We start from the raw sequence: 13,814 nt of genomic DNA on the forward strand, positions 1-13,814 counted from the left end.
GGCGACGGCGGCCTCGACCACGGCTACGGCAACGCGATGCTGCTGCTCGGCGCGGGTGTGTCAGGGGGCGCCGTGCACGGCGCCTGGCCCGGCCTCGCGGCCGCCGATCTCGAGGACGGCGACCTCGCCGTACGCCAGGACTTCCGCAGCGTCCTGTGGGAGGTCATGTCCCACCGCTTCCCGGCGGTCAGCGGCAGCCGCCCCCAGCTGTTCCCCGGCTTCACGCCCGAGCACGTCGGCGCCATGACCTGAGCAGCGGTGGCGGACCGGTCAGCCCGTGCCGCGCTCGCACCGGACCCGCTGCACGTCCGCGGGGTCGTTCTCGGCGGCGTCGGAGCCGTCGCCGCACTGGATCCGGTCCGCGCCGAGGTCGCCGTACAGGGTGTCGTCCCCGTCACCGCCGTTGACGATGTCGTTGCCGTCACCGCCGTGCAGCTCGTCCGAGGCTTGGAGCCCGACCAGCTCGTCGTTGCCTTCCTCGCCGTAGGCGAGGTCGCTGCCCTCGCCGCCGCGGATGAAGTCGTCGCCCGCCCCGCCCCAGATCCGGTCGCGTTGGAAGGCGCCGTTGACGTAGTCGTCCCCGGCGCCGAGCCGGATCTCCTCGCGCCCGGCGTCGGCCAGGACGAGAGCCTCGAACTCCGCGCCGAGGGTGGTGGTGTTGACGTAGTCGTCGCCGAGCCGCAGCTCCATCTCGATGGTCATCGGGTTGCCGGGCGTGACCGTGTTCGGCACCCGGCAGACGGCTGCGACGCCGCGTCGTACGGGCACGTTGCGGCAGGCCCGCGCCAGGTCCTCCCAGCGCACGGGGCGCCGGTCCCGGAACCGCAGGCCGCCCTCGACGCGGGTCACGACGAGCCGGTTGTCCTGGCCCCACGAGCCGTAGTAGTAGCCGTCCGGGGTCCGCTTGAGCGAGGCGACCCGCCCTACCCGTCCGACGCGCTGGACGGCCGCCGGTCTCTCGTCGGCCACCGGCCGGTCGCCGGAGCCGGCCGGGCGCGCCGCCGCCGGGCCGGGGGTGGTCGCGGTGGCGGTCAGGGCCGCCGCAGCCAGCAGAGTCAGGGCGGACAGTGGGGTTCGGTGCATGGTCGCTCCCGCAGGGTCGGTCCTCCCGACGGTACCCCGGGTCCTCCTGCGCACTCGGGGGAAGTGATCGGCGTCGGGTACCTTCGGCGCAGCAACCGACCGCGGACACGGGGAGCGTGGATGACCGACCTGCGACCACGGCGAACCGGCCTGCGCGCCCTGCCTGCAGCGCTCGGACGGGGCCGGGACCGGGTGACCGGCGTGTTCCAGCACCGCTACCCCACCGTGGCCGTCACCGGCATGACCGGCGTCGGCAAGACGGAGCTGGTCGACCACCTCAGCGGCCGGCCGCGTCCCGGCGGCGTGCCCGAGTCCGGCTCCGCCGTGATGGAGCGACGGGTACGCCGCGACCCCCGCCTGCGAGGTTTCCGGTTCCGGGTGGTCCCGGGCGAGAACGCGGCGACCCGGCTCGGGGCCCTGGACGACGTGTTCCACGACAACCCCGTCGACGGGGTGCTGCACGTGGTGGCCAACGGCTACGCCACCGGGCGCCGGCCCGCGGGCACGACGGGCAACGTCGAAGCGGCCCGCGAGGACCAGGTGCGTCGCGAGCTCGAGGACTGGACGGTCACCGCGCACCGGATCGCCTCGATGGCGGTGCGGCGCAGCCACCCGATCTGGCTGATCGTGGTCGTCAACAAGGTCGACCTCTACCCGGACGACGTCGACGAGGTGGTCCGCTCCTACTCACCCGGCAGCGGCACGCCGTTCGGAGAGCGTCTCGACGAGCTCCGTGCGCTCGCCGGCGGCGCCCGGCTCTCCGTCGACGTACTTCCCGCCTGCAGCCACCTCGACGAGGGCAGCTCCGTCACGCGGAAGCAGCGCGACCGCTACCTCGCCGCGCTCGAGGCGCGGATGGCCCAGCTCGCCGGACACGTCTGACCCGCGCACCGCGTCCCGGTAGGCCGGTCCGCGGTGGGTACCGGTCACCCCATGAGGAAGTCCTTGGTGCTCGCACCCCTGGCAGCCCTCGGGGCCGTCGTCGCTCGTGACCTCGCCCAGAAGGACCACGCCATCCTGCGCACCTACCCGGTGCTGGGACGTGCCCGCTTCCTGCTGGAGTCGATCGGCCCCGAGCTGCGGCAGTACATCGTGGCCGGCAACGACGACGAGCGACCGTTCAGCCGCGACCAGCGGCGCTGGGTCTACGCGTCGGCGAAGCTGCAGAACAACTACTTCGGGTTCGGCACGGACAACGATCTCGAGCACTCCTCCGGCAACGTGATCGTCCACCACCGGACCTTCGGCGAGGAGTTCCCGACGCACGGCGCCGTCGGTCAGGCAGCCCGGCTGCCGGCCGCGAAGGTGCTCGGCGGGCCCCGCGGCCGACGCCACAGCTTCCGGCCCGCATCGGTCGTGAACGTCTCGGCGATGAGCTTCGGGTCGCTCTCCGGCAACGCGATCGAGGCGATCAACCGGGGCGCGGCGGACGCCGGCTGCCTGCACAACACCGGCGAGGGGGCCGTGTCGCCGTACCACCGCCACGGCGGCGAGCTCGTCTTCCAGGTCGGTACGGCGTACTTCGGGTGCCGCGACGAGCAGGGCCGGTTCAGCCTCCCGCGGCTGAAGGAGCTCGTCGACAGCGCGCCGATCCGGGCGCTGGAGATCAAGCTGAGCCAGGGCGCGAAGCCGGGCCTGGGCGGGGTGCTGCCGGCTGCGAAGGTCTCCCGCGAGATCGCCGAGACCCGAGGAGTCCCCGAGGGAGAGGACTGCCTCAGCCCCTCGCGCCACGCGGAGTTCGACGACGTGGACTCGATGCTCGACTTCGTCGAGCTGCTCGCCGCCGAGACCGGGCTGCCGGTCGGGATCAAGTCCGCGGTCGGCGACCTCGGCTTCTGGCAGGCGCTGACGGACCAGATGGCGCGGGACGACCGGGGCGTCGACTTCGTCACCGTCGACGGCGGCGAGGGAGGCACGGGCGCCTCGCCGCTGATCTTCACCGACGCCGTCTCGTTGCCGTTCCGGCTCGGGTTCGCCCGCGTGTACGCCGAGTTCGCCCGCCGTGGCCTGCACGAGGACGTCACGTTCATCGGCGCCGGCAAGCTCGGGCTCCCCGACAACGCGATCGTGGCCTTCGCGCTGGGCGTCGACCTGGTCAACGTCGGGCGGGAGGCGATGCTCGCGGCCGGCTGTATCCAGGCGCAGCGCTGCCACACCGGCGGGTGCCCGACCGGCGTCGCCACCCAGCACCCGTGGCTGACCCGGGGCATCGACCCGGTCGCCAAGGGGGAGCGGGTGGCGAACTACGTCCGCACGCTGCGCCGCGACCTGCTGAAGGTGGCCGAGACGTGCGGGGTCGCCCACCCCGGTCTGATCGGACCGGGGTCGATCGAGCTCGTCGACGCCCTGTCGGACGGGCGCTCGATCGAGCAGGTCTTCGGCTACGAGCCGGACTGGGGCTATCCCTCCGCCGCGGACCGTGACCGGATCGTGGAGATCATGGCGCGGACCGACGAGGAGGAGGCCGCGACGGAGGGGCCGCCGGAGACGGCCGAGGACGGCCCGCCGAGCGACGACATGGAGGGCGACATCCCGGCCTCCGGTGCGTGAGGCCGCCGCAGGTGAGCGGTCGCCGTCAGGGGAGCTGGGCGCCGGGCAGCAGGCACGCCACGAAGAGGCTGGCCGAGCCGAGCAGGCAGAACCCGAGCATGCCGTCGACCTGCCGAGCGATCTTGCCGTCCGCCGCCACCAGCCGCCACGCGGTCAGACCGACCGCGACAGCCACGAGCAGGCCGCTGTAGAGCACCAGACCGTAGGGATCGTTCATCGTCCTGTTCCTGCCTTCGCACGAGTCGATTGGACTGCTAACGAGCGGCTGGGCGTGGGGGCACGGGGGTGCTGCGGGTCGTACGACGAACGCCGGGGTGTTGGGCGCCTGACCGGTGGACCTCAGCCCCGGGTGTCGATCTGCCAGCTGCTCGGGCCGCCGGGCGCGGGCTCGTAGCGGCAGTGCAGTCCCGTGCGGATCGAGGTCGCCAGGTGCGCGCCCGCGACGGGGGCCGTCCGCTGGATCTGCTCGATCGCGCGCTTGAGGTTCCGGGTGACGTTGACCCTTGCTCGCTCGGCCGCTCCGCCGGCGGTTCGACGGCGGCCGCCAAGTCCGGTCGCGCGGCGGACCTCGGCGAGGAGGAACTCGCGCTCCTCCTCGAGGCGCACGGCAGCCGGCTGGTCTCCGGCCCGGTCGGCGACCTCGCACTCTGCATCGATCTCCCGGAGCCGGCGCTGGTACCCGGCCAAGGCTTGCTCATCCAGCCGGGGCAGCTCTGCGCCCACCGGCACGATCTCCATGCCGGCGTCGAGATGAGTCGAGGCGACGTCCCGGCGAGGATTGGCGAGCAGGACGGCCAGGTGCTCGAGCCCTCGGTTCGGCCGCAATCGCGCCTGCTCCGAACCAGCGGCGACGAGCCAGTCGTTCCCGTCGCGCTTCAGCGACCACACGGCTTCCGACGACGTGGTCGGCACCGCCTGGATCTCGGAGACGAGCCGGTCCATGCCGAGCGACCGGGCGAGATCGAGAGCCGTGGCGAGCTCGCGGTCGGCTCCTTCCCCATCGCCGGCGGCGCGGAGCGCCTCGGCCAGGTGTGCCCGGGACCGTGCCGCCCACGGCAGCGCGGCGATCTCGTCGAGAGCGGTGATGGTCCGCCGCAAGCGGGCGATCGCCGCGTCCACCCGGCCCAGACGAAGTTCCAGCACGCCGAGATGGTCGCCGACGGGACCCAGGAAGTTCGGCCCGATCACGACGAGGCGATCCTCGTGAGGGAGCAAGGCGTCGTACAGGCGCAGGCACTCCTGCTCCGATCCCACCGCGGCGGCCACCCTCGCAGCGTTGGTCGCCGCTGCCAGCCAGCGGTAGCCGGTCGAGGTGAAGAGCGGGGGGAGCCCGCGGATGAGCTCGACCTTTGCCTCGCTGGTCCGCCCGCTGTCGAGCAGCACAGCGGCGACGTCGAGGTCGTAGTAGTTGCCCGGCATCAGCTCGGCGAGCTGCCGAAGCATGACAAGCCCCACCTCGAGGGTCTCGTTGCCGGTCTCGCAGTCCCGTGACACCGGCCAGCGATGCGCCAGCCGGAGCCGGTCGGCATCGGGCATCCGTGCCTGCGTGGCGTTCTGGTAGGCGATCTCGCCCTGTCGGGCCTGCTCGTCGTATCGGCCGCTGATCTGGGCGAGCATCGCCCTCCGTGAGGCGACGTAGACGTTGACGTCAGGCCGTTCGAGCCTCGCTGCCAACCGGGCGTAGGACGCGAGCTCCAACCCGGCCTCATGGACCTGCCAGAGCTCGACGAGGGCGTGCACCCGCGCCAGCCGCGCCTCGAGCTCGTGGTCGACCTGGTGGGTGCTGCGGGTCAGCGCGATCACACGTTCGGCCGCGTTCAGCCGGTCCCGCACACCTTCGGGCTCCCAGAAGGCGTGGATCGTCGCGAGGAGCACGTCGGAGATGGCGATGTCGTCGCGCGCTGCCTCTGCGAGCTCGATGGCCAGGTCGAGGAGACGCCTCCGCTCTTCGGCCGAGGCGGGATCCCCCCGCAGTTCGAACGCGAGCTTCGCTGCCGTGCGGGCCCGGCCGACGGGCGCGTCCTCCGGCAGCCGTTCGAGGAGGTCCCGCAGCATCCGGACCAGCGTGACGTCCACGTCGAGGAACTCGATCCGACCGCCGGCGGCGGCCAGAGGCTCGACCAGCGCGATCGGATCGATGTCGGCTGCGAGCTCGGCGGCCTCCTCGAACCTGAGCTGGTCGAGCAGCCTGGTCACGGAGCCGACCTCGCTGACGGCCGGGGCTGCGGCCGGTTTCGCTGGCGCCAGCTGCCTGATCGAGTACGCCGGCACGGGCTCGGAGATCCCCTTCAGATCGAGCTCGCCGCGGTCCTCGAAGAGGTATGCAGAGCGCGAGGCCAGGGCGTGGACGGTGCCCGAGACCAGGGTTTCCCCGGCGCCGGCGGACGCCATCAGGCGGGCGGCCACGTGCACCGCGATGCCAGCGACGTCCTGGCCGCGCCGCTCCACCTCGCCGGTGTGCGCTCCGACACGGAGTGCCACTCCGAGCTGTTCGGCGCCGGAGTGCAGAGCGCCCGCGCAGTCCACGGCGCTCGTAGGACCTGGCAGGAGCATCAGTGCCCCGTCGCCGGTGTGCTTGATGAACTCGCCGCCACGTCGGCGCACCTCGGAGCGGGTCACGGCGTCCAGGGCGTCCAGGACCCGGGCCCACACCTGGTCTCCGCTGGCCGCGAGCTGCGTGGTGGAGTCGACGATGTCGGTGAAGAGCACCGTCGCCAGCTCGCGGGTCGGCTGCGTCCGCGACAGCATGTCGGCAGTATTCAACGACTGAACCGCCGAAGGCGAGAAGTCCTCCTCTGTGGCGATCATCTTCCCGCGCGGCTGAACAGCCCGTCTCCGCACGAGAACCGGCCGGATGCTGTGTCTGCACCGTATGCCGGCAGGCGCGCGCAGGACTTCGGCCCGAGCGGATCGACCGCACCGATCTGCTCGGCGATCGCGAGCGAGTCGGTGACGACCATGAGGTCGACGATCCCGCCGCCGGACAGCTCCAGCATCATCGTGGTCAGTACCTCGATCGCATGCCCGGTGGCAGGCACGTCGCGCCACGCGCCGAGGTGCGTGGCCCGGGTCAGCCCGCCGATCGCGACCCGTCGATCGTCGGCGACGCTCCACAACGGCGTGAAGGACGCGTCCGGGAAGGACTCGATCGCCGCCGCGTAGATCCCGCGGACCCTGGGGCTGTCCGTGTAGCGATCGATGGAGTGCGGTGCCATCGGGGCGAAGCAGTCGGTGAGGATGCTCTCGACGAGGGCGGAGGTCGTCGTGGTGTGGGTGTCTTCGTTCATGCCCTGGAGGCGTTCCGTCGCAAGGAACGATCTGTTCCTGCCGAGCCGTCCCGGGTTCAGGCCATCCGCGCGTGCCGGACGCGAAACGGCCCCTGACCAGCGAAACTGCTGGTCAGGGGCCGAATCCACTCGGTGGGCAGGGGCGGGGTCGAACCGCCGACCTTCCACTTTTCAGGCGGACGCTCGTACCAACTGAGCTACCTGCCCGAGCAGTGGGAAACCATACCGGAGGTGCGTCCGCCGTACGAAAGCGACGCCGATCGTGAGAGACGTCACGCCTGTCGACTCCACGCATCGACCAGGTTCATGTGAAGGTTCTGGTGTGATAACCCGCCGTACCAAGGTCCAGCTGCTGGTCTTCGCGATCATCACGCTCCTGGGCGTCACCTTCGTGGGGGCCCGCTACGCCGAGCTGGATCGCATGCTGGTCGACCAGAGCTACTCCGTGGTGGCGCACTACCCGGAGTCCGGCGGCATCTTCGCCGGCGCCGAGGTGACCTACCGCGGCGTCGGGATCGGCAAGGTCACCGAGCTCGAGCTCACCGACGACGGGGTCGACGTCTACCTCGAGATCGACAACGAGTGGGACGAGATCCCGGCCGACACGATGGCGTTGGTGGGCAACCGGTCGGCGGTGGGCGAGCAGTACGTCGAGCTCCAGCCCAACACCGACGACGGCCCCTACCTGGAGGACGGCTCGGAGATCACCGAGGTCGCGACCCCGATCCGCACCGAGAAGCTGCTCGGTGACATCGCGCGGACCGTCAGCAGCGTCGACCAGGAGGCCTTGCGCACCACGGTGAGCGAGCTGGGGATCGCCTTCGCCGGCACCGGCGACGACCTGCAGCGGATCATCGACACCGGCAACTCGTTCATCGAGACCGCCAACGCGAACTTCGACATCACCACCGCCCTGATCCGCGACTCCAACACGGTGCTCCAGACCCAGATCGACTCGGAGAGCTCGCTGCGCACGTTCGCGAGCGAGCTGAGCGTCTTCTCCGGCTCCCTCGCCGGCGCCGACGACGACCTGCGCAAGGTGATCGACAGCGGCTCGTTCACCGCCAACCAGCTGCGCACCTTCCTGGAGCAGAACGAGGCCGAGATCTCCGACCTGCTCAACAACGTGGTCACCACCGGCCGGGTCGCCGTACAGAACATCCGCGGCATCGAGCACCTGCTCATCTGGTACCCGGTGATGCTCGAGGGCTCCTTCACGGTCACCGCCAAGAACCCGCAGAGCGGCCTGTACGACGCGCACATCGGGCTGATCCTCAGCACGAACACGCCGTGCCACGCGGGCTACGAGGGAACCGACACCCGCTCCCCGCAGAACGTCGAGGACCGCCCGTTGAACCTCGACGCGCGGTGCACGGAGCCGCCGACCAAGAGCAACGCCCGCGGCTACCAGAACCTCCCGCGGGTCACGCCCGACCTCGACGGAGTCCCGGACGACACCGAGACGGTTCTCGGGTCCTACGACCCCGAGACCGGGACGATCGCCTGGGGCGTCGACCGGAGCAGCTCCGCCCCGGTCCGCAACGTCGCGCCCCCGTCGCTCGGCGACGACTCCTGGAAGTGGCTCTACCTCGAGCCGCTGCTCGACGCCCGCGGTTAGGCGTCCGCCGTACCTCCACGACTATGCTGTCCCGCGCTGCGCCGGCCCCGGCCGACGCAGCGGGCCCCCGTCGTCTAGCGGCCCAGGACCCCGCCCTTTCACGGCGGTAGCGCCGGTTCGAATCCGGTCGGGGGTGCGGTAGGTGGAGGGCGAGGTCCGGTAGAGGCCCTCGATTGGGTTCGGCCGGAGCCCATGGGTTAGAGTTCCACCGCTTCACAAGGCCCCGTAGCGCAGTTGGTTAGCGCGCCGCCCTGTCACGGCGGAGGCCGCGGGTTCGAGTCCCGTCGGGGTCGCCAATGAACGGCCTCTGGCCTGCGGAAACGCAGAGCCAGGGGCCGTTTGCCTTCGCCGTCGGAGTGCCACGACAGCGGCCGTGTCCCGTCTGCGTCCCGTCCCAGCTTCGGCCGCGTGCAGCGCGACCGTGCGAGCCGCATCCACGATGCCGTGCCGTAGGAGCATTCTCACTTCACAACGCACTCGCCGACAACGTGGAAGAGGCTGAGCGCCAACAATGCGTTACGGGGGTGTTGCAGCCACCCACTTCCCCGAGGCGCCAGCGTTTAAAGAACTTCACCTGACGCTTTGTTACAAGCGACGTGAGCATGCTTAACGGCACCGCAACTCGGCTGAGTTCAAATTGAAGTGTCAATTTCCGAGCTAACCGAAATGGACATCATCGTGGGCGTTCGCTAATACAGGAAAGGAATACAGGAAAAGGCAATCGCCATGCAGAAGGTTATTGCCGCAGTATTGCCGCCATCGCTATCCCACTCGTCGCCGGAACCGCGGTGATCGCAGCCGCTCCCGCGCCGGTACGACGACCCGAGTCGGTCGGCAGACCTCGGGGATGCGGTGGCCAAGCCACCGCGGGTCCTTCTCGCCGTCCGGGGCCTGCGCGTTCCAGCGCGGGGCGCCGGTGCCGGCTGAGCCACGGCCCTGTCGTTCGGTGACTCTCGGAACTCACTTACTCTCGGAACTCACTAGGTGGAAGCAATGTCGAATGCTTCAACGCGCGGATCGCATCGCCTCGCCACGGCGTTGGCAGCAACGATCGTCGCCCTCTCGTTCTTGACCACCACACTGTTCACAGCGCCGCCGGCGTCCGCGCACGCCCACTTGGTCAAGAGCTTTCCGCGTGCCGGCGCCGTGCTGGCCGCCAGCCCGTCGGAGGTGGTGCTCACCTTCGACCAGCCGATCCAGGCGTTTCCCGGAGCCAACGGCATAGTGGTGACCGGACCACGGAACAGCCACTGGGCGTGTGGTCGTGCTCGCATCGACGGGAACACCCTGACCGCCTCGATGAGCGAGGTGGGGCTCCGGGGCCGCTACCGGATCGACTACCGGGTGCTCGGAGCGGACGGTCACCCGATCACCGGCTCTGTGCCGATCCGTGTCCGGCGGACGGCATCCGCCGCGTCCACCGTGTCCGCCGCGTCCGCTGCCACCGCGATGACGGCGTTCGACGTAGAACAGCCGCACGGTCTGGCAGCGATGCCCACGTGGCCGTGGATCGCGCTGCTGGCCGTGATCGCGGTGTGCGTCCGGGCTGCGGGTCGCCGGACGGTGCGCCCGACGGATGCGACATGAACGACCGTCCTCGACTCCTGCACATCTCGGCGCTTGTCGGCTCGAGTCTCGTCGTGCTTGCCTGCGGAATCCTGGTCACGCTGCCCCAGCCGGTCGTCGGCATTCCCGAGCCGTCGGTGGTGGTCCGGGCTGGGATCCCGCTGCTCCGCTGGATCGCCAACGTGTGCGCGATCGGAGCCGTGGGCTCCGTGCTGGTGTTGGTGCTCCTCGGTGAGGCTGGTCGCGGCCGTGCTCCTGCCCTGGCCCGACGTGCTTCAGCGGTAGCGGTGAGGGCCGCAGCAGTGTGGGCGGCCGCCGCGCTGCTGGGTCTCTGGTTCAACGCAGCGGAGCTCTCGCTCCGTCAGCTCTGGCTGCCGGTCGGCGGCGTGCTCGACTACGGCGGAAACGTCAGCCTCGGTGTCGCTCTGCTGACCAGCGCCGGGTCGGCGGGAGCGTTGACCGCCTACTCGGTTGCCCGCTTGCGGCGGCCATCGCTGCCGCCGGCGCTGGGTTTGCTGATCGCGCTGCCGGGCCTGACGGCCGTGTCGATGAGCGGGCACGCTTCGCAGGGAGCACCGCCGTGGCTGCTGATGACGGCCAGCGCCCTCCACGTGACCGGAGCGGCACTCTGGGTGGGCGGACTGGCGATCACCTCTCTGATCGTCAGCGCCGACCGGAAGGCGCTGTCCGTCGTACTTCCCCGGTTCTCGCATGTCGCCGGGGCGAGTTTCGCGCTGGTGGGGGTCAGCGGCCTGTTGTTGGCCGCGACCCGGCTGACCGGCGACGTGACGCCGTCCCTCGGAGCGGCAGTCGAGGCGTTGACAGGGACCGGTGCCGGCTGGCTGGTCATGGGCAAGCTCGCCTGCATGGGCCTGCTGGGCTGCTCGGGGGCGTACATCCGTGCTGCCGTCGTCGGCCGGGTGGCGCGCCAGCAGCCCACGCCGCTCACCGCGTGGGCCGGGCTCGAGCTCGCCTTGATGGCGGTCGCGGTCTCGCTGGCGACGGCGCTCGGGCGTCCCCTCTAGGCGAATCGTCGACCTACTCAATGCGGGCAAGCAGCCCGTCCTGCCAAGAGAGCCCGGAGAACCGGGCTCTCTTGGCCATTTGCTTCGGATCTCCGCAGAAAGAGAAGGGCATGGGGGCGCCTGAGGCCGGACGAAATGTACTTATTGAGAACGGCCCGAGCGACTGGCGTCACATCTCCTCCCTCGCCTTGAATGCGTTAGTGAGGGCGTTTTTACGATGAGGTAGCACCCAGCACCCAGGGTCCTAACAAGCGCAGGATCTTATGGTCCTAACTCCACGGGGAGGGGAATTGTCACAGTGGAGCTCGGAATCCAATGTGCGAAAGAGAGATGCATTTTCATGTCTGAATCTGCTCCCAAAGACTTCTTGACGACCAGGAAGCGACGACGTCGGCTCGGCGCAGTGGCGGCGGTGGTGGCCTCGGCGATCACAGCGACGAGTCTGCCCACGATGCCCGCAGCAGGCCAGCAGCCGATCGGGGTGGGCCCGCTCCCCATCACCTTCGACCTGACCGACGAGAACGGAGGATGGTTCGACTCCGGTCTCAACCTCTTCGGCAGCAAGTCCCTCGCGGTCGCCGTGCTCCCCCGGGTCGCTGTGGGCGGAGTTCCCGAAGTCGGTGGCCCCGTCCTGCCGGCTGACGGGTCCTTGCTGAAGAACGTCATCGGCGGGCTCGGAGGGCTCCTCGGCGGTAAGGGCGGCTCGACCGACCCCCTGGCCCTCGGCTCGACCCTGGCCGCCGTGCAGGGCATCGCGAAGTCCTCGCCTGAGGCGGCCAGCAAGGCCGCCGAGGCCGAGGATCTGATCGGCCAGCTCAAGGCGACCGTCGCCGACATGCCGGCGGGCGCGCCGCTCGACCTGGCCTCGCTGCCGGTCGGCGTCGACCTGATGGGGGTCCTGGACTCCCTCGCGGAGTTCGCGGTCGAGGGGCCTCCGGTCTCCGTCACGTTCAACGTGGACCCGGCCAAGTCGGAGGGGGTCCGCAACCCGATCGGGCTGATCGCCCCGGAGGGGGCGGACGGGTTCCCGTACATGGACGCTGGAGGCGCCTTCTTCGGCGAGAAGACGATCCAGCTCACCGAGCCGGGGCTGTACGCGTTCACCGACTCGGTCGCGCCGTACATGCTCGGCGCGGTTGTCGTCGACGACCCGCTCACGCTGGGTCTCGACTTCGGCGAGAACCTGGTGGTCAACGGCAAGCCCGAGCCGGTTCCGTCGAACGCCGACATCATCCAGCGGCTGGTGAACGCCTTCTTCACCATCACCAACCCGAACAACTGGCAGCAGTTCAGCGCCACCAAGGACGTGCTCTGGAACCCGGTCCAGCCGCCCGCCCCGATCCTGCAACACGGCGCAGACGGCAACCCGGTGCTGATCCCGAACCTGGACGCGTACTACGACGAGAAGTTCGGGTACCCGAGGACGTTGCCCAAGTTGAAGGCGCCGACCACTCCCGGCGTGGGTGAGGTCTGGGTAGCCACTCAGATGGAGGACTACGCAGGGAAGGAGAAGCACGGCTCCATCACGTCGATCAACGTCGAGGACTGGACGATCGATCGGAAGATCGCAGCCCCCGAGATCAACATGAACAACGTCCACAACATGTGGTCGGACAAGAACTACCAGTACTTGTACGGGAACGAGTGGTTCGACAACGAGACCGACGTGTTCGACCGGAAGACCGGCAAGTTCGTACGGAGCCTCGAGGTCGGGCCCAACCCGGCGCACGTGATGACCCGTCCGGGCAACGACAACCTGACGATCGGCGTCAACGCTGGGACGGACATCGTCGAGGCGGCACCGGGCGCCACGAAGATCGTCCAGCGCGTCCACGTCGACCCGGACAGCGGCATCACCCCGCACCCGCACGCGCACTGGACCAGCCATGACGGCAAGACGGTCGTCGCGCCGAACACGATGACCGACGAGGCCGTCATCGTCGACCTGGACTCGGGGGCCGTCAGGCACGAGCCGGTCGGGGCGTTCCCGATCGCCACGTCGATGACGCCGGACTCGAAGAAGGCGTACCTGTCCAACTTCCTGGGCATGAGCGTGTCGTGCGTGTCGCTGGAGGAGGACGCGTGTGCGACCCCCGACGGCGGTGTGGCCAAGAACTCCACGATCGACCTGTGGGAGAACTACGACCCGCAGACCGGTCCCGAGGCGGGCAAGTCGTGGGGCGGACTGACCATCCAGCTCCCGGTGAGCCCGGACGGCAAGGCGCTGCTGGCAGTGAACACCCTGTCCCAGACGGTCAACGTGATCGACCCGAAGACGAACAAGGTGATCAAGGATCTGCCGTGCAACGCCGGTTGCCACGGCGCCAACTTCGGCGCCAAGCAGGGTGGCGGCTACTACGCCTACGTCTCCAACAAGTTCTCGAACGCCATGCAGATCATCGACATCGACCCGAACAACGATGGCGACATCTCGGATGCCACCATCGCCGGCCAGCTGCCGCTGGGGCCGATGTCGGACACCAAGATGGACGACGTGCTCGTCGCCCACCCCGGTGTGGGTGGACAGGGCGTCCTCGCCCTCCCGCTGGTCTACAACGGCTGGTCGCAGGAGATCCCTGAGGCCTGGCGAGAGGACCTGACCTGCGAGCAGATCAACCCGATCGACGAGGCGGCCTGCTGATCGCCACCTGACACACCACCGACGGTCCGGGGCTGTGCAGCGCA

At 69.8% G+C, this 13,814-nt stretch carries 10 protein-coding genes, 3 tRNA genes and 1 pseudogene; 9 read left to right on the forward strand and 5 right to left on the reverse strand.

All coding sequences use genetic code 11. The annotated features are described in order from the left end of the window. Positions 1-252 (forward strand): annotated as a pseudogene (locus tag H0488_RS05100) (DUF1501 domain-containing protein); the annotation flags it as partial. An 18-nt stretch (positions 253-270) separates the two neighbouring features. Here the strand turns inward: H0488_RS05100 and H0488_RS05105 are convergent. After that, entirely contained in the window at positions 271-1,083 is an 813-nt protein-coding gene (locus tag H0488_RS05105; RefSeq protein ID WP_183098211.1) for a calcium-binding protein, read from the reverse strand. A gap of 120 nt (positions 1,084-1,203) precedes the next feature. Here H0488_RS05105 and H0488_RS05110 point away from each other — a divergent pair, with 120 nt between their 5' ends. Together H0488_RS05110 and H0488_RS05115 are read left to right on the forward strand one after the other, a co-directional pair. Next, complete coding sequence (locus tag H0488_RS05110; RefSeq protein WP_183098212.1) at positions 1,204-1,965, forward strand: GTPase domain-containing protein; 762 nt, start codon at positions 1,204-1,206, stop codon at positions 1,963-1,965. Between the two features lie 51 nt (positions 1,966-2,016). Continuing rightward, positions 2,017-3,633 carry an FMN-binding glutamate synthase family protein gene (locus H0488_RS05115; protein ID WP_183098213.1) on the forward strand — a complete coding sequence of 539 codons (1,617 nt, stop codon included), beginning with the start codon at positions 2,017-2,019 and terminating at the stop codon, positions 3,631-3,633. Between the two features lie 25 nt (positions 3,634-3,658). On the opposite strand, the gene H0488_RS05120 is transcribed toward H0488_RS05115, so the two are convergent. The 4 genes from H0488_RS05120 to H0488_RS05135 all read right to left on the reverse strand — a co-directional run bounded on the left by H0488_RS05120 (position 3,659) and on the right by H0488_RS05135 (position 7,127). Next, entirely contained in the window at positions 3,659-3,850 is a 192-nt protein-coding gene (locus H0488_RS05120; RefSeq protein WP_183098214.1) for a hypothetical protein, read from the reverse strand. A gap of 122 nt (positions 3,851-3,972) precedes the next feature. Next, on the reverse strand, positions 3,973-6,381 hold the full coding sequence (locus tag H0488_RS05125; protein WP_183098215.1) for an adenylate/guanylate cyclase domain-containing protein: 2,409 nt from the start codon (positions 6,379-6,381) through the stop codon (positions 3,973-3,975). Between the two features lie 56 nt (positions 6,382-6,437). Then, positions 6,438-7,049, reverse strand: coding sequence for an ester cyclase (locus H0488_RS05130; protein WP_183098216.1), 612 nt, complete (start codon positions 7,047-7,049; stop codon positions 6,438-6,440). 4 nt (positions 7,050-7,053) lie between these two features. Then, positions 7,054-7,127: transfer RNA gene (locus tag H0488_RS05135), tRNA-Phe, on the reverse strand. Positions 7,128-7,242: 115 nt separating this feature from the next. Here H0488_RS05135 and H0488_RS05140 point away from each other — a divergent pair. The 6 genes from H0488_RS05140 (at position 7,243) to H0488_RS05165 (ending at position 13,770) form a co-directional block, all read left to right on the forward strand. Further along, positions 7,243-8,538, forward strand: a complete 1,296-nt coding sequence (locus tag H0488_RS05140; RefSeq protein WP_183098217.1) for an MlaD family protein — start codon at positions 7,243-7,245, stop codon at positions 8,536-8,538. A 63-nt stretch (positions 8,539-8,601) separates the two neighbouring features. Continuing rightward, positions 8,602-8,674, forward strand: a tRNA-Glu gene (locus tag H0488_RS05145). Between the two features lie 83 nt (positions 8,675-8,757). Then, positions 8,758-8,834, forward strand: a tRNA-Asp gene (locus H0488_RS05150). Positions 8,835-9,606: 772 nt separating this feature from the next. Beyond that, complete coding sequence (locus tag H0488_RS05155) at positions 9,607-10,125, forward strand: copper resistance CopC family protein (RefSeq protein WP_183098218.1); 519 nt, start codon at positions 9,607-9,609, stop codon at positions 10,123-10,125. After that, the gene (locus H0488_RS05160; protein ID WP_183098219.1) at positions 10,122-11,129 is read left to right on the forward strand and encodes a CopD family protein; all 1,008 of its coding nucleotides are present in this window, start codon (positions 10,122-10,124) and stop codon (positions 11,127-11,129) included. The genes H0488_RS05155 and H0488_RS05160 overlap by 4 nt, the downstream gene beginning before the upstream one ends. 451 nt (positions 11,130-11,580) lie before the next feature. Beyond that, positions 11,581-13,770, forward strand: coding sequence for a YncE family protein (locus H0488_RS05165; protein WP_246371480.1), 2,190 nt, complete (start codon positions 11,581-11,583; stop codon positions 13,768-13,770). Positions 13,771-13,814 lie beyond the last annotated feature (44 nt).

The sequence above is a fragment of the Nocardioides pelophilus genome (assembly GCF_014180685.1).
In the GTDB taxonomy this organism is placed as follows: domain Bacteria; phylum Actinomycetota; class Actinomycetes; order Propionibacteriales; family Nocardioidaceae; genus Nocardioides; species Nocardioides pelophilus.

What these genes read in the sequence shown, in the direction of transcription:
- H0488_RS05105 (WP_183098211.1), bottom strand. Translation starts at nt 1,083, where the DNA reads ATGCACCGAACCCCACTGTCCGCCCTGACTCTGCTGGCTGCGGCGGCC.
- H0488_RS05110 (WP_183098212.1), top strand. Translation starts at nt 1,204, where the DNA reads ATGACCGACCTGCGACCACGGCGAACCGGCCTGCGCGCCCTGCCTGCA.
- H0488_RS05115 (WP_183098213.1), top strand. Translation starts at nt 2,017, where the DNA reads ATGAGGAAGTCCTTGGTGCTCGCACCCCTGGCAGCCCTCGGGGCCGTC.
- H0488_RS05120 (WP_183098214.1), bottom strand. Translation starts at nt 3,850, where the DNA reads ATGAACGATCCCTACGGTCTGGTGCTCTACAGCGGCCTGCTCGTGGCT.
- H0488_RS05125 (WP_183098215.1), bottom strand. Translation starts at nt 6,381, where the DNA reads ATGCTGTCGCGGACGCAGCCGACCCGCGAGCTGGCGACGGTGCTCTTC.
- H0488_RS05160 (WP_183098219.1), top strand. Translation starts at nt 10,122, where the DNA reads ATGAACGACCGTCCTCGACTCCTGCACATCTCGGCGCTTGTCGGCTCG.
- H0488_RS05165 (WP_246371480.1), top strand. Translation starts at nt 11,581, where the DNA reads ATGCCCGCAGCAGGCCAGCAGCCGATCGGGGTGGGCCCGCTCCCCATC.